The organism is uncultured Leifsonia sp., from assembly GCF_945957465.1.
Classification (GTDB): domain Bacteria; phylum Actinomycetota; class Actinomycetes; order Actinomycetales; family Microbacteriaceae; genus Leifsonia.
This window is the reverse complement of sequence record NZ_CAMFLC010000050.1, coordinates 1-22,292: the sequence shown is the minus strand read 5'-3', so window position 1 is coordinate 22,292 and position 22,292 is coordinate 1. Positions and strand designations below refer to the sequence as shown.

20 protein-coding genes are annotated in these 22,292 nt (G+C 70.1%); 4 read left to right on the top strand and 16 right to left on the bottom strand.

The annotated features are described in order from the left end of the window. Window positions 1–1,899: transglycosylase domain-containing protein (locus Q0Q23_RS16855; protein ID WP_295126762.1), on the top strand; the 1,899-nt coding region annotated here is incomplete at its 5' end. Window positions 1,900–1,917: 18 nt separating this feature from the next. On the opposite strand, the gene Q0Q23_RS16850 is transcribed toward Q0Q23_RS16855, so the two are convergent. Both Q0Q23_RS16850 and Q0Q23_RS16845 read right to left on the bottom strand, forming a co-directional pair. Further along, entirely contained in the window at window positions 1,918–2,376 is a 459-nt protein-coding gene (locus tag Q0Q23_RS16850; RefSeq protein WP_295126760.1) for an SRPBCC family protein, read from the bottom strand. Between the two features lie 97 nt (window positions 2,377–2,473). Continuing rightward, window positions 2,474–4,183 carry an alpha-glucosidase gene (locus tag Q0Q23_RS16845; protein WP_295126758.1) on the bottom strand — a complete coding sequence of 570 codons (1,710 nt, stop codon included), beginning with the start codon at window positions 4,181–4,183 and terminating at the stop codon, window positions 2,474–2,476. Between the two features lie 129 nt (window positions 4,184–4,312). Between Q0Q23_RS16845 and Q0Q23_RS16840 the strand changes: the two genes are divergently transcribed. Beyond that, window positions 4,313–6,460 carry a S9 family peptidase gene (locus Q0Q23_RS16840; protein ID WP_295126756.1) on the top strand — a complete coding sequence of 716 codons (2,148 nt, stop codon included), beginning with the start codon at window positions 4,313–4,315 and terminating at the stop codon, window positions 6,458–6,460. Window positions 6,461–6,532: 72 nt separating this feature from the next. Here Q0Q23_RS16840 and Q0Q23_RS16835 read toward each other — a convergent pair whose 3' ends face one another. Then, window positions 6,533–7,357, bottom strand: a complete 825-nt coding sequence (locus tag Q0Q23_RS16835) for an aldo/keto reductase (RefSeq protein ID WP_295126754.1) — start codon at window positions 7,355–7,357, stop codon at window positions 6,533–6,535. A 56-nt stretch (window positions 7,358–7,413) separates the two neighbouring features. Between Q0Q23_RS16835 and Q0Q23_RS16830 the strand changes: the two genes are divergently transcribed. Then, window positions 7,414–7,956: a type 1 glutamine amidotransferase domain-containing protein gene (locus tag Q0Q23_RS16830; RefSeq protein ID WP_295126751.1), complete on the top strand. Its 543-nt coding sequence runs from the start codon at window positions 7,414–7,416 to the stop codon at window positions 7,954–7,956. A gap of 139 nt (window positions 7,957–8,095) precedes the next feature. Continuing rightward, the gene (locus Q0Q23_RS16825) at window positions 8,096–8,377 is read left to right on the top strand and encodes a Fe-S cluster assembly protein HesB (protein ID WP_295126749.1); all 282 of its coding nucleotides are present in this window, start codon (window positions 8,096–8,098) and stop codon (window positions 8,375–8,377) included. 223 nt (window positions 8,378–8,600) lie between these two features. Here the strand turns inward: Q0Q23_RS16825 and Q0Q23_RS16820 are convergent, their stop codons facing one another. From Q0Q23_RS16820 to pcaH, 13 genes are all read right to left on the bottom strand, one after another. Beyond that, the gene (locus tag Q0Q23_RS16820; RefSeq protein ID WP_295126746.1) at window positions 8,601–8,897 is read right to left on the bottom strand and encodes a hypothetical protein; all 297 of its coding nucleotides are present in this window, start codon (window positions 8,895–8,897) and stop codon (window positions 8,601–8,603) included. A 73-nt stretch (window positions 8,898–8,970) separates the two neighbouring features. After that, on the bottom strand, window positions 8,971–10,944 hold the full coding sequence (locus tag Q0Q23_RS16815) for an ABC transporter ATP-binding protein (protein ID WP_295126764.1): 1,974 nt from the start codon (window positions 10,942–10,944) through the stop codon (window positions 8,971–8,973). A 124-nt stretch (window positions 10,945–11,068) separates the two neighbouring features. Then, window positions 11,069–12,799 carry an ABC transporter ATP-binding protein gene (locus tag Q0Q23_RS16810; RefSeq protein ID WP_295126744.1) on the bottom strand — a complete coding sequence of 577 codons (1,731 nt, stop codon included), beginning with the start codon at window positions 12,797–12,799 and terminating at the stop codon, window positions 11,069–11,071. A gap of 214 nt (window positions 12,800–13,013) precedes the next feature. Continuing rightward, window positions 13,014–13,571, bottom strand: a complete 558-nt coding sequence (locus Q0Q23_RS16805; RefSeq protein WP_295126741.1) for a dihydrofolate reductase family protein — start codon at window positions 13,569–13,571, stop codon at window positions 13,014–13,016. Window positions 13,572–13,580: 9 nt separating this feature from the next. Next, window positions 13,581–15,155 (bottom strand): transporter, encoded by a 1,575-nt coding sequence (locus Q0Q23_RS16800; RefSeq protein WP_295126738.1) that lies wholly within the window; start codon window positions 15,153–15,155, stop codon window positions 13,581–13,583. Further along, on the bottom strand, window positions 15,137–15,904 hold the full coding sequence (locus Q0Q23_RS16795) for an ABC transporter ATP-binding protein (RefSeq protein WP_295126735.1): 768 nt from the start codon (window positions 15,902–15,904) through the stop codon (window positions 15,137–15,139). Before Q0Q23_RS16795 ends, Q0Q23_RS16800 begins: the two co-directional genes overlap by 19 nt. A gap of 85 nt (window positions 15,905–15,989) precedes the next feature. Beyond that, window positions 15,990–17,204, bottom strand: a complete 1,215-nt coding sequence (locus tag Q0Q23_RS16790; protein WP_295126732.1) for an acetyl-CoA C-acetyltransferase — start codon at window positions 17,202–17,204, stop codon at window positions 15,990–15,992. Next, a complete protein-coding gene (locus tag Q0Q23_RS16785; RefSeq protein ID WP_295126729.1) occupies window positions 17,197–17,877 on the bottom strand; it encodes a CoA transferase subunit B in 681 nt (226 codons plus the stop codon). Before Q0Q23_RS16785 ends, Q0Q23_RS16790 begins: the two co-directional genes overlap by 8 nt. A 2-nt stretch (window positions 17,878–17,879) precedes the next feature. Next, window positions 17,880–18,674, bottom strand: coding sequence for a CoA transferase subunit A (locus Q0Q23_RS16780; RefSeq protein ID WP_295126726.1), 795 nt, complete (start codon window positions 18,672–18,674; stop codon window positions 17,880–17,882). After that, window positions 18,667–19,920 (bottom strand): 4-carboxymuconolactone decarboxylase, encoded by a 1,254-nt coding sequence (gene pcaC / locus Q0Q23_RS16775; RefSeq protein ID WP_295126723.1) that lies wholly within the window; start codon window positions 19,918–19,920, stop codon window positions 18,667–18,669. The genes Q0Q23_RS16780 and pcaC overlap by 8 nt, the downstream gene beginning before the upstream one ends. Next, window positions 19,917–21,104, bottom strand: a complete 1,188-nt coding sequence (locus Q0Q23_RS16770) for a lyase family protein (protein WP_295126720.1) — start codon at window positions 21,102–21,104, stop codon at window positions 19,917–19,919. Before Q0Q23_RS16770 ends, pcaC begins: the two co-directional genes overlap by 4 nt. Beyond that, on the bottom strand, window positions 21,097–21,711 hold the full coding sequence (gene pcaG / locus Q0Q23_RS16765; protein ID WP_295126716.1) for a protocatechuate 3,4-dioxygenase subunit alpha: 615 nt from the start codon (window positions 21,709–21,711) through the stop codon (window positions 21,097–21,099). Before pcaG ends, Q0Q23_RS16770 begins: the two co-directional genes overlap by 8 nt. Beyond that, window positions 21,704–22,292, bottom strand: a 589-nt coding sequence (pcaH, locus tag Q0Q23_RS16760) for a protocatechuate 3,4-dioxygenase subunit beta (protein WP_295126713.1), incomplete at its 5' end; no start/stop codon positions are given. The genes pcaG and pcaH, both read right to left, overlap by 8 nt.

The following is a 22,292-nucleotide window of genomic DNA, read 5'->3' as shown; positions in this document are numbered from 1 at the left end:
TCGATCACGCAGCAGTACGTGAAGAACATCCTCGTGCAGCGCTGCGAGAACAAGCAGCCGGATCCCACCGCTTCCGAAGCGGTGCAGAAGAAACAGTACGCGGCGTACCAGTCGTGCTACGACGATGCCACCAAAGTCGACCCTGTTCGCAAGCTCAAGGAGATGCGCTACGCGATCGGTCTCGAGAAGGAGTACTCCAAGAACGACATCCTGCAGAGCTACCTGAACATCGCTCTGTTCGGCGGTCGCGTCTACGGCGTGCAGTCGGCCGCCGAGTACTACTTCGGGGTGTCGGCGAAAGACATCAGCCTGCCGCAGGCCGCCACCCTCGTCGCCATCCTGAACAACCCCGACAACCTGCGCATCGACCAGCCCGAGAACAAAGACAACGGGGCTGCGAACGGCTACGCGCAGACACTCGCACGCCGCAACTACGTTCTCGACCGCATGCTCGTCAACGGCAAGATCACCAAAGAGGAGCACGACGCCGCCGTCGCCACCAAGATCGAACCCAAGATCTCCGCGATGCAGAACGGCTGCATGACGGCTCAGCAGTACAACGCCGCGTTCTTCTGCGACTACGTCGAGCGCACGATCGAACAGGACCCGGCGTTCGGCAAGACGGACGACGAACGATCGAGCTTCCTCACCCGCGGCGGGCTCAAGATCTACACGACCCTCAACCTCGACCTCCAGAACCAGGCGCAGCAGGCCGTGTCGGCGTACATCCCGCCGAGCAGCCCGAATCTCGACCTCGGCTCGTCGAACGTGTCGGTGGAGGTCGGAACCGGACGCATCGTCACCATGGTGCAGAACAGGCCGTACGACAACACGGCGAACCCGGCGCCCGGCACGACGGCGGTGAACTACAACACCGACTACAAAGACGGCGGCTCCGAGGGCTTCCAGACCGGATCGTCGTACAAGGCGTTCGACCTGCTCGAATGGCTGCAGGAGGGCCACTCCCTGTACGAGACCGTCAACGGCACGCAGCACCTCTTCCCGCCGTCCGCATTCCACGAGAGCGATCCGTGCAACGACATCGGCGGAGCGTGGCCCGTCTCGAACGACGAGGGCGAGACGGTCACCTCGACGACGGTGATGAACGCGACCGCCGCCTCGATCAACACGATCTTCGCGATGATGGCGACCAAGCTCGATCTGTGCGGCATCAAGGAGCGGGCCCAGGACCTGCTGGTGCACGGAGCGGACGAGGCGCAGAACCCGTTCCGGGCCAACCCGTCGTCGGTACTCGGCACCAACTACATCGCACCGATCACGATGGCGACCGCGTACGCCGGGATTGCCAACGGCGGCAAGGCCTGCAGCCCGATCGCGATCGACAAGATCGTCGACGCCACCGGCGCGGAGCACGCTGTGCCCAAGACGCAGTGCTCGCCCACCCCGATCGATCCGGGGGTCGCTGCCGCCGCGATCTACGCCTTGCAGGGTGTGCTCCGAGGCGGTGGCACGGCATCCTCTGCCAACCCCGGCGACGGCGTACCGATCTTCGGCAAGACCGGAACGACGGACAACTCCCTCGAGAACTGGCTGGTGACCTCCACGACAAAGGTGGCCCAGGCCACCTGGGTGGGCAACGTCGCCGGCCAGGTGCCCCTGCGCAGTCAGAGATTCCAGGGCATCGGCGGCGGCGACGTGAAGTTCTCGATCGTCAAGCGCATCCAGACCGCGCTCGACGCGGCCTACGGCGGGTCGGCCTTCCCGGCTCCCCCGGCGAAGTACCTGTCGCGACCCGCGCCGCCGAAGCCGACGGCCCCGGCGAATCCGACCGCCCCCACCCAGCCGGGACCCGGTGCGGGCGGAAACCAAGGTGGCGGACAGGGCGGTGGACCGGGCGCAGGCGGCGGCGGACCGAACCCGCCGCCCAAGAAGCCCTGATCGCGCGAGCCGGCCCGTTCAGGCCGACGATCGGCTCGACGCCGCTCGCTCGGCGACCTCTTTGACGCCGCGCAGCATCGTCTCCCAGTTCTGCTGGGAGTGCTGCGCGGCCTCCACGGTGGGGTTGTTGTCCTGATCGAGCGTCACATGGGTGCCCGCCGGCGTCTCCTCCAGCTCGAAATGCAGGGTGTGGTAGTTCTCCGGCAGATCGTCCTGACCGCTGAGCGGGCTGAAGTGGGTCAGCACGATCCGCCATGGTTCCTCACGGTCGTCCAGCTCGATCACGCGGCCGTGATCCTCGAACGTCTTGCCCTGCCACTCGCCGCGCCACACGATGCGCGAACCGAGCCTCCAGTCCGAGACGACTTCGGCGCCCATGAGGATCTCGGGATGCGATCCGCTCGACGTGAGGAGCGCCCAGACGTCGCGGCGCGGTGCACTCACGTCCAGCTCGGCTCTCGCGACGTAGTTCCCCATGGCGCCTCCCGGTCCGTCATCGCCACCAGCGGTTCCGCCGACATCACACACCCGGCGCAGCCGCCGGCGCAACCCCGTCGGACTCCCCCGCTCGGACTCAGTCGAGCCGGAAGACCAGCGCCTCCCACGGTTCGAGTGATCCGGTGACGCCGCGGCTTTCGGATCCGGCCAGGTTGCCGAGGACGAACGCGGCGTCGCGCCACTCGACGAGTTCCGCCGTGTCGTACTGAGCGACCGCGCCGGTCAGGTTCACGAGAACGAGCAGTTCCCTCCCGTCGAGCGCGCGGCGGTAGCCGAACACCTGGGGGTGATCCTCGAGGACCGGCGTGAAGTCGCCATCCGCCACGACGGGGGACTCATGCCGAAGCTCGATCAGGCGGCGGTAGTGCGCGAAGACGGAATCGGGGTCGGCGGTCTCGGCCGCGGCGTTCACGCGCGGATAGTCCGGATTGGCCGGGATCCACGGTGTCCCGGTCGTGAAGCCGGCCGCGCGCTCGTCCGACCACTGCATCGGGGTGCGCGCGTTGTCGCGGCTGGTGCGACGCAGGGCCGCCATCACGTCCGCGGCGTCCTGGCCCTGGATGTCGACCGCCTCCGCGTAGTGGTTGAGCGTCTCGATGTCGCGGAAGTCGGCGATCGAGTCGAAGGGCACGTTGGCCATCCCGAGCTCCTCCCCCTGGTACACGTACGGCGTGCCGCGCATCAGGTGCAGCACGGTGCCGAGCGCCTTGGCGGAGGCCACCCGGTGCTCGGGGCGGTCGTCTCCGAACCGGCTGACCACACGGGGCTGATCGTGATTGTTCCAGTAGAGGCTGTTCCAGCCCACCTCGGCCAGCCCCTGCTGCCACGTGACCAGGTTGCGCTTGAGGTCGAGCACACTGGCCTGCCGATGGTCCCACTTGCCTCCGTGCCCGTGATCGAGGTCGACGTGCTCGAACTGGAACACCATGTCGAGCTCCGCACGCGCCGGGTCGGTGAACAACCTCGCCTGCTCCACCGAGACGCCGGGCATCTCGCCGACGGTGAGGATGCGGTCGGCGCGTCCGGCGAACACGCGCTCGTGCATCTCGTGCAGGAACTCGTGGATGCGCGGCCCCTGCCCGAAGAACGGGTAGCCGTCGCCGTAGAGCCTGCCGGCGGGCACTTCCCCGTCGGGAAGGTCGACCACTTTCGAGATGAAGTTGACGACGTCCATCCGGAAGCCGTCGACCCCACGGTCGAGCCACCAGTTCATCATGTCGTAGACGGCGTCCCGGACCTCGGGGTTCTCCCAGTTGAGGTCCGGCTGCTTGCGGGAGAACAGGTGGAGGTAGTACTCGCCGGTCGCCGGGTCGAGTTGCCAGGCCGGGCCCGAGAAGAACGACCCCCAGTTGTTCGGCTCGGCCCCGTGCTCGCCCGGCCGGTGGCCGTCGCGGGCCGGACGCCACCAGTACCAGTCGCGCTTGGGGTTGTCGAGCGATGAAGCCGACTCGATGAACCAGGGATGCTCGTCGGACGTGTGGTTCACGACCAGGTCCATCATCAGCTTGATGCCGCGCGCGTGGAGGCCGGCGAGCAGCTCGTCGAAGTCGGCGAACGTGCCGAAGAGCGGGTCGATCGCCCGGTAGTCGCTGATGTCGTACCCGTTGTCATCGTGCGGCGACGCATAGATCGGCGACAGCCAGACGACGTCCACTCCCAGCCGCTGGAGGTGGTCGAGATGGTCGATGATCCCCCGGAGGTCGCCGATTCCGTCCCCGTCACTGTCCGCGAAGCTGCGCGGGTAGATCTGGTACACGACAGCCGACTTCCACCACGTCTCACTCACGCGCCCACACTACTCGTGGGCACAGCCCGATCGTGGGCAGCCGATCGACTGCATCGACGCCGCCACGGGAGCGCACCCGCTGCTCGCGGTCGGGGCGCCGCGGTCAGCGGCGTTCGATAGCCTGAGGGCATGCTCACGCCGCCGATCACCGCGAAGAAGCCGACCGAGCGCAGCCACCACGGCGACGTCGTCATCGACGACTACGAGTGGCTGCGCGACAAGGACGATCCGGCTGTCATCGCGCACCTCCACGAAGAGAACGCGTACACCAACGCCCGCACCGAGAAGCTCGGTGTCCTGCGCGAGCAGATCTTCGACGAGATCAAGAACCGCACCCGTGAGACCGACCTGAGCGTCCCCACCCGCGAAGGCGATTGGTGGTACTACACCCGCACGGTCGAGGGTCGCCAGTACGGCATCCACTGTCGTGCCCCGATCGACGGCCCGGACGACTGGGACCCGCCCGCGCTCGACGAAGAGGCGCAGCAGCACGGCCTCCCGGGCGAGCAGGTGCTGCTCGACGACAACGCGGAGGCCGAGGGGCACGACTTCTACGCCCTCGGCAGCTTCGACGTCAGCGCGGACGGCTCGCGTCTGCTGTTCGCCGTCGATACGGAGGGTGACGAGCGGTACACGATCCGGGTGCGGTCGCTCGCCGGCGACGGGGCGACCTTCCCCGACGAGATCGCCGGAACCGGGGCAGGCGCCTTCTTCGACCCCAGCGGCGAGTACATCTTTTACACCACCGTCGACGACGCCTGGCGGCCCGACACGGTCTGGCGCCACCGCGTGGGCCAGGGGCCCGACGGCGAGTCCGACGTGCAGGTCTTCCACGAACCCGACGAGCGCTACTGGGTCGGCGCCGGCCTCACCCGCAGCAGGCGGTTCCTGATCGTCGAGGTCGGCTCCAACATCACCAGCGAGAGCTGGCTGCTCGACGCGAGCGATCCGACGGGTGAGTTCACCGTCGTCTGGCCGCGCACAGAGGGCGTCGAGTACGACGTGGAACACGCCGTCGCCGGCGGCCGCGACCGGCTGCTCATCGTGCACAACGACGGAGCGGTCAACTTCGAACTCGTGAGCGTCGCCGCAGACGATCCGCAGGGCCCACGCCGCACGCTGCTCGCGCACAACCCGGCGGTCCGCATCGAGGGCGTGGACGCGTTCCGCGACTTCGTCGCCCTCGAATACCGGCGGGAGGGGATGACGCGCCTCGCGGTCGCCTGTCTCCCGCAGCCGGGCGGGGACGGCGCGACCGACGCCGACGACACCCTGCACGAGCTGCAATTCGACGAGGAGCTCTTCACGGTCGGCGCCGGCGGCAACCCGGAGTGGACGCAACCGTTCCTCCGGCTCGGCTACGGAAGCTTCGTCACGCCGTCGAGCGTGTACGACTACGACGTGCGCACGCGCGAGCTCACGCTGCGCAAGCAGCAGCCGGTGCTCGGGGAGTTCGAGCCGGAGCTGTTCGAGCAGCGCAGGGAGTGGGCCACCGCCGCCGACGGCACCCGGGTGCCGATCTCGCTCGTCTACCGCCGCGACCTGGTGACGCCAGGCGAGCCGGCCCCCCTGGTGCTCTACGGCTACGGGTCGTACGAGGCGAGCATGGACCCGTCGTTCGGAATCCCCCGGCTCAGCCTCCTCGACCGCGGTGTGGTGTTCGCGATCGCCCACGTGCGCGGCGGCGGCGAGCTGGGCAGGCTCTGGTATGAACACGGCAAGAAGCTGCACAAGAAGAACACCTTCACCGATTTCGTGGCCGCAGCGCAGCACCTCGTCGACCAGGGGTGGACCACGCCGTCGCGACTGGCCGCACAGGGCGGCAGCGCCGGCGGCCTCCTTATGGGCGCCGTCGCCAACCTGGCGCCGCGGCTCTTCGCGGGCGTGCTCGCCGAAGTGCCGTTCGTCGACCCGCTGACGACCATTCTCGACCCGTCGCTCCCGCTGACGGTGATCGAGTGGGACGAGTGGGGCGACCCGCTCCACGACGAGGAGGTGTACTACTACATGAAGTCGTACGCACCCGTCGAGAACGTCCACCACACCGCGTATCCGCGCATCCTCGCCGTGACCAGCCTCAATGACACGCGAGTGCTGTACGTCGAGCCCGCCAAGTGGGTCGCGAAGCTGCGGGAGGTCGGCGCCGACGCGCTCCTCAAGACCGAGATGGCCGCCGGGCACGGCGGCGTGTCCGGGCGATATGCCGCGTGGCGGGAGCGCGCGTTCTCGCTGGCCTGGCTCCTCGACGTCGTGGGGGCGCACCCGTCCGGCGAGTAGCCCAGGCCGCTGACCTGAGCCACGGGCGTGCGTCTCAGCCCAGGTCGCGGAGCTCAGCCCATGTCGCGGAGCTCAGCCTAGGTCGTCCGGATCTCTGCCGGTGCGCTCGCCCGACTCCAGGGAGGCAATCGCAGCGAGGTCGTCCGCGTCGAGCTCGAAGTCGAAGACCTCCAGGTTCTGGCGGATCCGCTCGGGCGTCGACGACTTGGGGATGACCACGTTGCCGAGTTGCAGCTGCCACCGGATGACGACCTGCGCCGGCGTGACGCGGTACCGGGCGGCCAGCCCGGCGAGCACGGGGTCGTCGAGCACCCGACCGCGCGCCAGCGGAGACCAGGCCTCCGTGACGATCCCCTGGGCCGCGTCATAGGCGCGCACCTCCGTCTGGGGCAGCCAGGGGTGCAGCTCCACCTGGTTGACCGCGGGCACGGTGCCCGTCTCCGCTGCCAGCCGCTCCAGGTGGTGGATGTGGAAGTTCGCGACGCCGATCGACCGCGCACGCCCGTCCGACTTCAGCCGCTCCAGGGCACGCCACGAGTCGACGTAGCGGTCGTGCGCGGGCGCGGGCCAGTGGATGAGGAACAGGTCGACCGTGTCGAAGCCCAGCCGTTCGAGGCTGGCGTCGAACGAGCGCAGCGTCGAGTCGTAGCCGTTCTCGGTCCACCACACCTTCGTGGTCACGAACACCTCGTCGCGCCCGAGCCCGCTGCGCCTGACCGCCTCGCCGACACCGCGCTCGTTCTCGTAGAACGACGCGGTGTCGATGTGCCGGTAGCCGGCCTCCAACGCCGTCAGCACGGCACCCACGGTCTCGTCCTCGGGGATCTTGTAGACACCGAACCCGAGTTGCGGGATGGTCGCGCCGTCGTTGAGAACCAACTGGGGGATGTTCGCCATGGGTTCATTCTGCCCCGGGTCGGGCGTACGGGTGGGAGACGAAGAAAGGAGACGACATGAGTTACGACGACAAGCGCGTCGCATTCCTGGTGGGACCGGAGGGCATCGAACAGGCTGAGCTCACCGAGCCCTGGAAGGCCGTGACCGAAGCAGGTGCCACCGCGAAACTGATCTCGAAGGAGTCGGGCTCGGTTCAGGCCTTCAACCATCTGACGCCGGCCGACAAGTTCTCCGTGGATGTCACGCTCGGTGACGCATCGGCCGACGACTTCGACATGCTCGTGCTGCCAGGAGGAGTGGCCAACGGCGACCAGGTGCGCACGTTCCCCGACGCGGTGGAGCTCGTGAAGGGCTTCGCGAGCGCCGGCAAGCCGATTGCGGTGATCTGCCACGGCGGCTGGGTGCTCATCGAGGCGGGCGTGGTCGACGGTCGCACGCTGACCAGCTGGCCGAGCCTGCAGACGGACTACCGCAACGGGGGCGCCACCTGGGTCGACGAGGAGGTCGTGGTCGACCCCGGGGCGTTCACCATCGTGTCGTCGCGGAAGCCGGACGACCTGCCCGCCTTCAACCGCGAGCTCCTCGCCGCGCTGCAGTGAGTCGTCCCCGACGCCGCCTTGGCATCCAGCTCCACGCTGCGTGGACATTACCTGGCAATGGCGGCCGACGGGGTTGCATCATCACCGGGGCCGCGGGAACGTGGGCGGCTCCTGGAGGAACCAACGAAAGGAGAGCCCTGTGCTCACCCTGACTGAGAACGCCAGCACGATCGTCAAGACCCTCACCGATCAGGCACCGGAGGAGGACGCGGGCCTGCGCATCAGCGCCAGCAACCCGCAGAACACCGCGTTCGCGGCGGCTGTCGCTCCGACGCCCGAGCCCGCCGACCAGGTGGTCGAGTCCGGCGGTGCGCGACTGTTCCTCGAGCCCGGCGCGGCCGTCGCCCTGGATGACAAGGTCCTCGACGCCCAGGTGGACGACCAGGGCGGCGTGAGCTTCGCCATCGGCGCGCTCGCGTAGCGGACGTCGGTACCATCCGGCCCCGGCGCTGTCGACAGTGCCGGGGCCGCGGTCTGTCCGACGCGGGTGACCGAGGGGGTGGACAGCCCGGTCCAGGTGCACGCGGCGTCCACACTGTCAATCGAGTCGACCCGGCCGGGGACGAATGCTCGGATGGAGCACGTGCGGGCGGTCCTCAACCCCGAATCGCTGGATCGCCCGCACTCCCGGCGACACAGAGCGGTCAGGTGGCGGGAGGCCGCCGCGGCTCCCCCGCGTCGAGCAGGAACTCGACCGCGGTCGTCCAGAACGGCACGATCTTGGTCGGCGGGATGTCCTCCTCCTCGGGGAAGTGGACGGCGAAATGCACCTCCGGCTCGCCTTTCACCGGATCGGCCGTTGCGATCACGCCGAAATAGCCGTCGTCCTCGAACACCCGCCAGCGCGTCTCCGACCCGGGCTCGAGAACGATCCGGACGGCGTGGCCGCCGTACTCGTAGTCGGGGCCGGGAGGGAGCGCAGCGCGGGGATCGATCGTCACAAAGCTGTTCTACGACCGGCCCCCGCGCCGCACAACTCGTTCACATATCGAGGTAAACGGTGTATCGGCCCGCTCAGGCGTTCGCCACCTCCGACTCGCCGGTGTCGCCTGCGGTCGACGCCACGCGGGCCTTCTCGTCGTCCACCTCGTCGGCCTCGGCGGCCGCACCGCGGAACTGCGTCATGTACAGGTCGTAGTACGCGCCCTTCTGCGCGAGGAGGGTGGCGTGGTCGCCCTGCTCGACGATGCGGCCGTGCTCCATGACGAGGATCGTGTGCGCGTCGCGGATGGTGGAGAGCCGGTGGGCGATCACGAAGGACGTGCGGTCGCTGCGCAGCGCCGCCATCGCGTGCTGCACGAGCAGCTCCGTGCGGGTGTCGACCGACGATGTCGCCTCGTCGAGGATGAGCAGGGAGGGATTCGCGATGAACGCACGCGCGATCGTCAGAAGCTGACGCTCGCCCGCGGAGACATTGCCGCCGTCGGCCTCGATCTTCGTGTCGTAGCCGTCGGGCAGCTGACGGACGAAGCGATCGACCATGGTGGCCTTGGCGGCCTCGACCACCTCGTCGTCCGTCGCGTCGAGCCGTCCGTACCGGATGTTCTCGCGGATGGTGCCGGAGAACAGCCAGGCGTCCTGCAGGACCATGCCGACCTGTCCGCGAAGCTCCGCGCGCGAGAGGGCGGTGGTGTCGATGCCGTCGAGACGAATGGTGCCGCCGTTCAGTTCGTAGAACCGCATGATCAGATTGACGAGTGTCGTCTTGCCTGCTCCGGTCGGGCCGACGATCGCCACCGTGTGGCCCGGCTCGACCGAGAGCGACAGGTCGCGGATCAGCTCGGTGTCCGGGTCGTACGAGAACTCGACGCCGTCGAGCTCCACGCGGCCGTCCGCACGATCGGGCAGGTGCTGGGTCTCGACATCCGGCGACTGCTCCTCGGCATCCAGGAACTCGAACGTCCGCTCCGCCGATGCGACGCCCGACTGGAGCATGTTGGCCATGCCCGCGATCTGGCCGATCGGCTGGGAGAACTCGCGCGAATACTGGATGAAGGCGGTCGCGTCGCCGATGGTCATCTGACCGGAGGCCACGCGGAGCCCGCCGACGACCGCGATCAGCACGTAGGAGAGGTACGAGACGAAGTTCATCGCCGGCATGATCATCCCGGAGACGAACTGGGCACCGACCGTCGCCTTCCAGAGCTTGTCGTTGCGGGCGTCGAACTCCTCGAGCATGACCGCGTCGCGACCGAAGGCCCGCACCAGTTCGAGGCCGGAGTACGACTCCTCGATATGTCCGTTGAGGGCGCCGGTCGAGTTCCACTGCTGCTTGAACAGCTTCTGCGACCGGGTTCCGATCACGCCCGCGATGACTCCCGAGAGCGGGATCGAGATCAGCGCGATCAGCGCGAGCTGCCACGAGACGATGAACATCATGATGCCGATGCCGATCACTGTCAGCACCGACTGGATCAGCTGCGAGAACGCCTGCTGCAGCGCGGTCTGGATGTTGTCGACGTCGTTGGTCACGCGCGACATCAGGTCGCCGCGCTGCCGGGTGTCGAAGTAGCTGAGCGGCAGCCGGTTGAGCTTGTTCTCGACGTCGGCGCGCAGCCGGTAGATCACGCGCATGACCAGGCCGTTGAGGATGTAGCCCTGCCACCACTGCAGGAGCGACGCCGCGAGGTACATCGCCAGCACGATCATGAGCAGGCGCCCGAGCTGGGTGAAGTCGATGCCCTGCCCGGGGACGACGCTGGAGCCGGCCAGCATGTCGGCGAACTGCGTCTGCCCTGCGGCCCTGGCGCCCGCGACCGCCTGGTCGAGCGTGATGCCCTTGGGCAGCCGGCTGCCGATGAACCCGTTGAAGATGACGTCCGTCGCGCTTCCGAGCACCTTCGGGGCGATGACGATGAGCGCCACCGAGATGACGACGAGCGCGGTCACGAAGGCCATGCCGAGCCACTCCGGCCTCAGGAGGCCGAGCAGGCGCTTGAACGACGGCCAGAAGTGCTCCGCCTTCTTGGCCGGCGTGCCGCCGAACATGTCGCCGTCCGAATCCGTCGGCTCGTACTCGTACTCGAGTTCGAGTTCCTCGATCGCGGTCTCGACGCCCGCTTCCGTCAGCACGCCCTCGCGTGCGGCCGGCTTCTTCTTCTGGCGCGCCATCTCAGGCCACCTCCAGGCTCAGCTGCGACTCGACGATCTCCCGATACGTCTCGCTCGACTCCAGCAGTTCGTCGTGGGTACCGCGACCGACGACACGGCCGTCGTCGAGCACGATGATCTGGTCGGCTTCGCGGATCGTCGACACGCGCTGCGCGACGACGATCACGGTCGCGTCGCCGGTGGACTCCGCCAGAGCCTCGCGCAGACGCGCGTCGGTCGCGACGTCGAGCGCCGAGAACGAGTCGTCGAAGAGCAGCACCTTCGGCCGGGCGACCAGCGCCCGGGCGATGCAGAGGCGCTGACGCTGGCCTCCGGAGACGTTGGTGCCGCCCTGGGCGATGCGTTCATCGAGGCCGTGCTCTTTGGCGCGGACGAAGTCGTCGGCCTGCGCGACCCGGAGCGCGTCCCAGAGCTCGTCGTCGGTGGCCGTCGGCCGTCCGAAGCGGAGGTTGGTCGCCACGGTACCGGAGAAGAGGTAGGGCTTCTGCGGCACCAACCCGAGGACCCCGGACAGCTGCTCCCTGCTGAGCGAGTCGACGGCGACGCCGCCGACGCGCACCTGTCCGCTCTGGGGGGTGAAGAGGTCGGCGATCACCGAGACCAGCGTCGACTTGCCCGAGCCGGTCGAGCCGACGATCGCGGTCACGCGCCCCGGTTCGGCCGTGAAGGTCACGCCGTTCAGGACGGGCTTCTCGGCCCCCGGATAGCCGAAGGTCACGCTCTCGACCTCGACGCGCCCGTCCGCCGGCACCGGCGACGTGCCGACAGCGGCTCCCGTCGACGGCGTCGCGCCGAGCACCTCGTCGATACGCTCCGCGCAGACCATGGCGCGCGGGATCATCATGGCCATGAACACACCCATCATCACCGCGACGAGGATCTGCAGCAGGTATTGCAGGAACGCGGTCAGCGCGCCGATCTGGATCTCGCCCGCGTCGACACGGTGGCCGCCGAACCACAGCACCGCGACCGTCGCGACGTTGAGAATGAGCATGATGACCGGGAACATCAGGACGAACACGTTGCCGACCTTGACCGAGATGCGCGTCAGCGCAGCGTTCGCGTCGTCGTAGCGCGTGGTCTCGAAGCGCTCGCGGACGAAGGCACGGATCACGCGGATGCCCACGATCTGCTCGCGGATGACGCCGTTCACGCCGTCGATGCGGTCCTGCATCTCACGGAACATCGGGAGCAGGATCCAGACGAGGACGCCGACCACGACGAACAGCACGGCGACCGAGACCCAGATCAGCCACGACAGCCCGGCGTCGACCTGCACGGCGAGGATGATGCCCGCAATGCACATGATGGGCGTCGACACCATGAAGTTCAGCGTCATGAGCACGAGCATCTGCACCTGCTGCACGTCGTTCGTGTTGCGCGTGATGAGCGTGGGCATGCCCCAGCGCGCCAGATCGAGGGCCGGCAGGGAGTCGACCTTGCGGTAGAAGGACCGCCTCACGTCGCGACCGAGCGACATGGACGCGCGTGCGCCGAAATAGGTCGCGGTGATGGCGGCGGCGACCTGCACGAAGCAGACCATCAGCATCATTCCGCCGGTGGCCCAGATGAAGTCGGTGTCGCCCTTGACGACACCCTTGTCGATGATGCTGGCGTTCAGCGTCGGCAGGTACAGCGCCGCGATGGTGGCGATGAGCTGCAGCACGACGACGGCGGTGACCGCGCCCCAGTAGGGGCGGATGTACCGCAGCGCCAATCGAAGAAGAGTCACGATGATCCCTGGTTCGTTTTCCGGTGGAGTTGTGGCACGGGCGCGCGCCGTCAATCGACCCCGACCGACTCGGCGCTGAACGAAACCCCCGTACAGCACCTAACGGTAGCGCGGACGACGGACATCCGCCTCTGCCGAGGCGGCGGCCACCCGATGAAGACCACGCTAGGCGACACAACGGTCAGGGTCTGACCGCAATCGAGATCTGTGGAGATCAGGCCGGCGAGTAGAGCAGGTGGAGGACTCCGTTGCCGTACGCGTCGTACTGACGCAGCCGCAGCCGGGACTCCGGGGTGCCCTCCGGGAACAGCCGCGCGCCCGTTCCGCGCACGACGGGATAGACGAAGAGGTGCAGGGCATCCACCAGTCCGTCCGCCAGCAACGCCCGAACGAGCGAGCCGCTCCCGCTGATGTAGAGGCCCCCGCTCACGCTCTCTTTCACCTCGCGCACCCGCTCGGGGTCGTAGCCGCCCAGCGATCGGGAGTTCGCCCAGGCGGCTTCCGCGGCCGCGTCGTCGAGCGTGGAGGAGACCACGAGCTTCTCACTGTCGTTGAAGAACGGCGCGCCGGGGTCGTCCTCGGCTGTGCGGGCCGACCAGGCCGGCGCGAACATCTCGAACGTGCGGCGCCCGAGCAGGATCGCCTCCGACGCGTTCGTGATGCGCGCCAGGTCGTCGCCCATCTCGGGATCGAACCCGAAGTCCATCGTCCAGCTCGGGTCTTCGAAGACGCCGTCGAGGGAGACGAACTCGTGCACTGCGATGCTGCCCATGGGGTCAGCTTAGGCGTCCTTGCGCAGCTGCAGCAGCAGCTCGGGCGCACGGGCGTCGAGGATGCCGCCGCCGATGCGCACGCCGACACCCACCAGGACGCCGCCGAGCGCGACGCCGACCGCCAGCGCCGCCCAGCCCCAGATCGCGTCACCGGTGACGAGGGCGACGACGAACAGGGCGATCTCGGGCAGGCAGAGCACGGCGATCACGCCCCACGCGACGAAGGTCGGGCCGATCAGCGAGATGTTCGCCCCCGGGCGCGAGCGGAACGGGTTGTCTCCCGGCTCCGGCACCGGGAACACCAGCCGCGCGGACGTCACCGCGCAGACCGCCGACCCGGTGAGCAGGATGCCCAGGGCGAGTCCCAGCAGCCCCGGGAGGATGTGCCAGGCGTCGCCGACAGCCGCCGCGAGAACGGCGATCAGCACGACGGCGGGCACAGCGAACGACAACAGGGCCGCCGCCCGGCCCCACCGGTCCGCGCGCCCGGGGACCGCCTTGGACACGTGCAGCGCGAACGCCGTGGAGTCGTACGAGACGTCCGCGATCATCCCGATGCCGAGCGAGAAGGCCACGACGGGCGCGGCGATGAGGACGAGGGCGGACGAGTGCTGGTTGATGCTCCCGTAGAACCAGAACAGCAACGGCATGAGCGGCACGACCAGCAGCTGCCGCAGGTAGCGGGGATCGCGGAACCAGTACGTCAGGCACCGCGCGGCGATCGCGCCCCACGCAGTGCCGGGCAGGATGCCGAACCAGCCCTGCTTGCCCTGCGCCCGCACGCGCGAGGAGCCACGTGCCGGTGTCACCAGCGAGCGCGCCAATCCCCACCGCCAGACCAGCCACAGCACGGCGAAGGTGGCCGCGGCGATCAGGAAGCGCGCGAGCGCGCCCAGCGGATCGCCGAGTGCGAGCTGCGACGGCACGGCCCACGCCGCGCCGAGCGGCGACCACGAGAGCCCGTCGGCGATGGCCGGGAGCGCGTCCGACGACGACCGCAGGCCCCGCGTGATGCCGATCACGATAGGCCCGGCGAGGATCAACGGGATGAGGACCAGCAGGCCGCTGGCCTCGCGGAACCGCCGGCCTCCGGAGAGTCCGCTCGAGACCGACGTCACCGCGCGCGAGACGACGATGCAGGTGGCGGCGCCGAGCGCACCCGAGACCAGCGCCACGAGTGCGACGCCCGGGAGGCGCAACCAGGTCAGGGAGGTGGCCAGGGACGCGAGCGTCGTGGCCGCGCCCGCGACCCCGACGACCGCGCTCAGCAGCATCCCGAGCATGAGCGGTCGCAGCGGGATCGGGTAGACCGCCAACCGCGCCGGATCGAGGGTCTGCTCGATGCCCGACAGGAGCAGGGGCAGGACGGCCCAGCCCAGCACCGCGGCGGAGCCGCCGATGACGACGACCGTCCGGGCGACCTCCACGGGCGCGAAGCCGAGCAGCACCAGGCCGCCGAGCACGACGACGAGGGCGATGAGGGCGTAGACGCCGCCGATGATCACGGCGACGAGCTGCGAGGTGCTGCGGCGGAACGAGTTGCGGAGGACGAGCAGGCGGAGTCTTACGAGTGTCGCAACCACTCCGGCCCCTCCCCCACCCGGCGACCGCCGACGAGCTCGACGAAACGGTCTTCCAGCGTCGTGCCGCCACGGACCTCGTCGACGGTTCCCGCGGCGATGACCCGGCCCGCGTTGATGACGGCGACGTGGTCGCACATGCGCTCGACGAGATCCATCACATGCGACGAGACGATGACCGTTCCCCCGCCCTGCACGAACCCGTGCAGGATGTCGCGGATGTTCGCGGCCGACACCGGGTCGACCGATTCGAACGGCTCGTCGAGCACCAGCACCCGGGGGGCGTGCACCATCGCGGCCGCCAGGGCGATCTTCTTGGTCATGCCGGCCGAATAGTCGACCACGAGCGTCCCGCCGGCCGACTCCAGGTCGAGCAGCTCCAGGAGGTCGTGGGTGCGGGCGATCGCGGTCGGCCGGTCCATCCCGCTCAGGAGGCCGGCGTACTCGACCAGCTGCTCGCCCGTGAGCCGGTCGAACAGCCGTGCGCCGTCGGAGAGGACGCCGACGAGTGCCTTGGCCGCCAGCGGATCCCGCCACATGTCGACGCCGTGGATGAGCACCTGGCCGGCGTCGGGCCGGAGCAGGCCGGTCACCATGCTCAGCGTCGTCGTCTTGCCTGCCCCGTTCGGGCCGACCAGCCCGTAGAAGCTTCCGGACGGCACGTCGAGGTCGATACCGTCGACCGCTGCCTTCTCACCGAACCGCTTGTGGAGGCCGCGGACCGCGACCGCCACGTCTTCCTGACCGACCACCGATTCCCCCTGCCTTCCGTCCCCTCATCCTACGCACCGCGTCCGCGGCGTCGAACGACGGGAGAAACGGTGAGCCGACGGGCACTCAGACGCGCTCGAAGACGGCGGCGAGACCCTGGCCGCCGCCGATGCACATGGTCTCGACGGCCAGCGTGCCGTCGAGGTCCGGAAGTTCGCCCGCGAGCGTCGCCAGCATCCGCAGACCGGTCGCCCCGATCGGGTGCCCGAGCGAAATGCCGCTGCCCCGGGGGTTCAGCCGCGGATCCTCCGCGTCGATGCCCCAGTCCGCGAGACAGGCGAGCACCTGCACGGCGAACGCCTCGTTCAGCTCGATGACGTCGATATCGGACCACGTGACGCCCGCCCGCTCCAGGGCTCGGTTCGCCGCCGGCACCGGCGCGACGCCGAACACCCGCGGATCGTTCCCGGCGACGGCCCACGACCGCAGTCGCAGCACCGGCGTCAGCCCCAGAGCCGCCGCGCGCTCCGGAGTCGTGACGACGGCCGCCGCAGCGGCGTCGTTCTGCCCGCTGGAGTTGCCCGCGGTCACCGTGGCGCCCGGGTCGTTTCGGCCCAGGATGGCGCGGAGGCCGGCGAGCGCCTCCAGCGTGGTGTCGGCACGCGGGTGCTCGTCGCGGTCGACGACCACATCGCCGCGCCGGCCGGGGACGGTGACGGGGACCAGCTCCGCGTCGAAAGCGCCGGACTCCTGCGCCGCGACGGCCCGCCGGTGGGAGCGCAGCGCGAGCGCGTCCTGCGCGTCGCGCGGGATGGCGTACTCGCGGCGCAGCGTCTCGGCGGAGCCGACGTTGCCCTCCGGTGTCGGGAACTCACGGCCGCCGACGGTCTCGCGCCCGCGCGCGAGCGCGTCGTGCAGCATCAGCCCGCCCGGCGGGAGGCCTCTGCGCCCCTGCTCGGTGTACATCGGCGCGTTGGACATCGATTCGGCCCCGAGCGCGATCAGCACGTCGCTCGCGCCGGTCTGCACCTCCATCGCCGCGTTGATCACCGCCTGCAGGCCGGAGCCGCAGCGCCGGTCGAGCTGGTAGCCGGTCGTGGTGACCGGGAAGCCGGCGTTGAGCGCGGCCACCCGGCCGAACGCGGGCGCCTCCATCGTGGGATAGCCCTGGGAGCCGATCACGCCCTCCACCGCGGCGGGGTCCAGGCCGGTGCGGTCGAGGAGGGCACGCAGCACCGTCTCGGCCAGGGCGAGTGCGGAGACCGGGGCGAGCGCGCCGCCCATCCTCCCGACCGGTGTGCGGAGCGGAGAGCAGATGACGACGTCCCGCAACTCAGGCATGCGCTGTTCCCGCCCCTGCTCCGGCCCCGACGGTCACATCGGCGGGGATCGTCAACGGGGCTCCGGTCGCGGCGACGACCTCGTCCACCGAGACCCCCGGTGCCAGTTCGCGCAGCACGAAACCGTCGTCGGTGACGTCGACCACCGCGAGGTCGGTGATGATGCGGTCGACGCAGCCGCGGCCGGTGAGCGGGAGGGTGCACTGCTCGACGAGCTTGGCCGACCCGTCCTTGGCCACGTGCTCCATGACCACGATGACGCGCTCGGCGCCGTTGACGAGGTCCATCGCCCCGCCCATGCCCTTGACCATCTTGCCCGGCACCGCCCAGTTCGCGATGTCGCCGGCGGCGGACACCTGCATCGCCCCGAGCACGGCGGTCGCGATGCGCCCGCCGCGGATCATCCCGAAGGATGCCGCCGAGTCGAAGTAGCTCGCGCCGGGCAGCACGGTCACGGTCTCCTTGCCCGCGTTGATGAGCTTGGGGTCCTCTTCGCCCTCCCACGGGTACGGCCCCACGCCGAGGATGCCGTTCTCGGAATGCAGCACGACGTGCACATCCTCCGGCAGGTGGTTGGGGATCAGCGTGGGCAGGCCGATGCCCAGGTTCACGTACGAGCCGTCCTCCAGTTCGAGGGCGGCGCGGGCGGCCATCTCGTCGCGGGTGCGGGGCATGGTCATTCTCCTTCGGTGCGCGAGGCAGGGCGCGGCCGGACCGTGACCTTCTCGATCGGCAGGTCCGCGGACTGCTCCGGGGTCAGCGCGATCACACGGTCCACGTAGATGCCGGGCAGGTGGATGTCGTCGGGGCCGAGCACGCCGGGCTCGACCAACTCGTCCACCTCGGCGATCGTGATCCGGCCGGCCATGCCCGCGAGCGGGTTGAAGTTGCGGGTCGACTTCTCGAACCGCAGGTTGCCGTGCCGGTCGCCGACCGCCGCGCGCACCAGCCCGAAGTCGGTGCGGATGGCGGTCTCCAACACGTACTCGCGGTCGTGCCCGAACACGTCGAACGGGCGCAGCTCCTTCGGCGCGCTCTGCTCCGCCACCGACCCGTCGGCCGCGTAGCGGATCGGCATGCCGCCGTCGGACACGGCGGTGCCGGCGCCCGTGGCGGTGTAGAAGGCGGGGATGCCGACCCCTCCGGCGCGCAGCCGCTCGGCGAGCGTGCCCTGCGGGGTCAGCTCGACCTCCACCTCGCCGCCGAGGTACTGGCGCGCGAACTCCTTGTTCTCGCCGATGTAGCTCGCGATCACCCGGCGGATGCGCCCGGCGGCCAGCAGCTCCCCCAGGCCCCACCCGTCGACGCCGCAGTTGTTGGACACGACCTCGAGCCCGCCGATGCCGCGCGCCAGCAGTGCCCGGATCGTCACGATCGGCACACCCGACAGCCCGAAGCCGCCGACCGCGAGCGATGCTCCCTCCGGGATGTCGGCGACCGCCTCGGCGGCGGATGCGTACGTCTTATCCATTCGACTCCTCGGTGCTCGTCGGCTCAGTGCTCGTGCTTGTGCTCGTGCTCGTCGGTTCGCTGCTCGCCGGTTCGGCGAACACCTCGCGCATGATGGCGAGCGCGCTGTTCGCGGCGGGAAGCCCCGCATAGATCGCCGTGTGCTGGATGACCTCCGCGATCTCGCTGCGCGTCAGTCCGTTGCGCAGCGCGGCCCGCACGTGCATGCGGAGTTCGTCCGTGTGGCCGCCGGTCACGAGGCTCGCGAGCGTCGCGATCGATCGCTGCGGCCTGCTGAGCTGCGGCCGCGACCAGATCTCGCCCCACGCGTACCGCGTGATGAAGTCCTGGAAGTCCGCAGTCTCCGGCGTGATCGCCGCGGTCGCGCGGTCGACATGCGCATCGCCGAGCACCGCGCGGCGAACCGCCATCCCGCGGCCGTACGGCGATGCAGCCGCGCTGCCGACGAGCTGGGAGAGGAGCGCGGCGGTCTCGGCCGGCTCCTCCAGCGGAACGAGATGACCCGCGTCGGCGTACTCGACGAACCGCGCGTCCGGGAGGCCCTCGGCGAGCTCGGCCATGAGGGCGGAGGTCGTGACCTGGTCGTGCGCTCCCGCCACGATCAGAGCGGGAGCACGCACCCCGGAGACGGCGTCACGGCGATCGAACCGCGCCAGTGCCTCGCAGCACAGGGCGTACGACTCGTCGTCGACGTCGACCAGGGTCTTCAGCGCGTGGCCGCCCGGGCCGTCGGGATGCGCTTCCAGGTATCCGGGCGCGAACCAGCGCTGGGCGCTCCCCGCGACGACCGAGGCCGTTCCGGAGGCGCGCACCTGGGCGGCGCGGTCGGCCCAGCCCTCCGGCGTGCCGATCGCAGCGCCCGAACAGAACATCGCCAGGCTGCGCACGCGCTCGGGGGCGGCGAGCGCCAGTTCGAGCGCGACCGCTCCGCCGAGCGAGTCGCCGGCCACGTCGAAGGCGCCGCCGCCGACCTCGTCGATCAACGCGAGCACCGCCGTGGCCAGATCGGCGACGGTGAACGGCGCACGGGCCGCGGGCGAGGAGCCGTGCCCGGGGAGGTCCACTCGGAGGATGCGGGGTGCGTCGGCCGCGTGCGACAGGCGCGCGACGACGCCGTCCCACAGCTCGGTCGTCGTGCCGAGCGAGGGCAGCAGAACGAGCAGTGGCGGGGTGGCCGAACGCGGGGACGCCGCGGTCATCGAGCCGCGGAGCCGGGGCGGGGTCAGGCCGTCGTCTGTGCGTGTCATCGGGTCTTCCCTCGGTAGCGGGCGAGTGCGGCGTCGACGACGGCAGCGGCGGCCTCCGCATCCACCCCGTCGGTGGACGAGCCCTCACGGCCCGCGTCCACGTCGACGATGAGTTCGGCGAGCGCGTGGTCGAGCACCCCTGCGCTCTCGGCCGCCAGCCGCAGCAATCCCCGCCACGCCTGCCACTCGGCGTGCCACTCCCCTGCCGGGCGGGCATCCGAACTCAGGGCCGCAGCGTGGAGCGTCGCGAGGAGGCCGGGGGCTCGCACGCCGTTGGCGCTGAGGATCACGGCGTCGACAGGGTTCTGCTTGTGCGGCATCGCGGACGAGCCGCCTCCGCTCGCCGGACGCAGCAGGCCGTCGCGGGCGCCGAGGGCGAGATCGCGACCGATGCGGCCGCCCACCGCGCACACCCGCGCCGCTGCCCCCGCGATCGCGAGGACAGCACCGCGATCGGTGTGCCAGGCGCGGCCCGGGTCGGCGAGGCCCAACCGGCTCGCGACCCCGGCGCGGAGGACCGCCGGTGCGTCCGCGCGCCCGGACGCCCGGACGAAGGCCGCGCCGGTGCCGACGGCGCCGCCGAGCTGTACCGGGAAGCCCTGCGCCGCGAGCGCGACAACGGCCTCCCGGGCGGACTGCACGCCGTCGAGCCAGCCGGCGAACGAAGCGCCCAGTGTCGACGGCTCGGCCGGCTGCGACAGCGTGCGCGCCACCACCGGCGTCGAGCGATGGCGTGCCGCGAGCCCGGCGATGGCGTCCGCCGCCTCCGCGAGCGCGTCGCCCGCGCGGGCGAGACTGTCTCGAGATACCAGCACGAGCGCCGTGTCGACGATGTCCTGGCTGGTCGCTCCCCGGTGGACCAGGCCCGCGGCGTCGCCCGCCTGCTCCCGCAACTGCTCCACCAGCGCGATGATCGGCACGCCGGCGTCGCGCGCGCCCTCGACGAGCCGGCCGCGGTCGATCGCAGCGGCACGGAAGACGGGGACGTCGGCCGTGGGCGAACCGTCGAGGTCCGCCCACGCGCCGATCAAGGCCTGTTCGACGGCGACGAGAGCCTCCAGCACACGGTCGTCCGCCGCGCCGTCGCCGAGCGCGGCCGCCGGCTCGAGGAGGCCCCAGTCGAAGGGGGGAACTCCGTCGAAGGGGGGAACTCCGTCGACCCTAGGGGCGGGCGCGTCAGCCACGCCCGTCGCCCATGAAGTCGAGGAACACGGTCTCGCCGTCGCCCTGCAGTCGGATGTCGAACCGGTAGCTGCGGTCGCCGTCCTGCACCGCGAGGAGTGTCCCTCGGCGATCCTCCGGCACCGTCGCGAGGAACGGGTCGTCGCCGAAATAGGCGCGGGTGAAGAGGTGGTGCAGCAGTCCGCGCGCGAAGACGGTGACCAGCAGGTACGGGGCGCGGCCGGGCGCCGGAGCTCCGGGACGGACGGTCGTGAACGAGAAGTGGCCCGCGCGATCGACGGCCGCGCGGCCGAAACCGGTCACGCCGTGGCCGTCGCGGGCGAGGCTGCCGCGCTCGGCGATCGGACGCCCGTCCGCATCGGCTCCCCAGACCTCCAGGATCGCGTCGGGGACCGGCTCTCCTGCGCCGTCGTAGACCGCGCCGTGGAAGCGAATGGCGTCGGCGCGCCACGGCGCGGCGATCTCCGGGCCTCCCTCGTAGGGCAGGGCGTACCCGAAGAACGGGCCGACCGTCTGCGACGGCGTCTGCAGGAAGGGGGCCCGCGCGCCCAGGTCGCCGGCGTCCCTCGCCGCCTCCGGCCGCTCGGACATCTCGTCGCGTTCAGGCATGGTCGCCCTCCTCCGGCTCCATCCAGGTGGCTTTGCTGCCCGTCAGGACGATGTCCCAGCGATAGCCCAGCGCCCACTCCGGCTCGCTGACGTCGTGGTCGTAGGTCGCGATGAGCCGCCGGCGCGCGTCGGGATCGACGATCGACTGGTAGATCGGGTCGAGGGCGAAGAGCGGATCGCTCGGGAAGTACATCTGGGTCACCAGCCGCTGCGTGAACTGCGAACCGAACAGCGAGAAGTGGATGTGCGCGGGACGCCACGCGTTGCGGTGGTTCTTCCACGGGTACGGGCCCGGCTTGATGGTGACGAACCGGTACGATCCGTCGTCGCCGGTGATCGCCCGGCCCACGCCGGTGAAGTTCGGGTCGAGCGGTGCAGGGTGCTGGTCGCGCTTGTGCACGTAGCGTCCGGAGGAGTTCGCCTGCCAGATCTCGATCAGCTGATTGCGCACCGGCCGGCCGTCGCCGTCGAGCACCCGGCCCGTCACGATGATGCGTTCGCCGAGCGGCTCGCCGCTGTGCTGGATCGTCAGGTCGCTCTCCTCGGCCGCGACGTCCGTGTGTCCGAACGCCGGCGACACC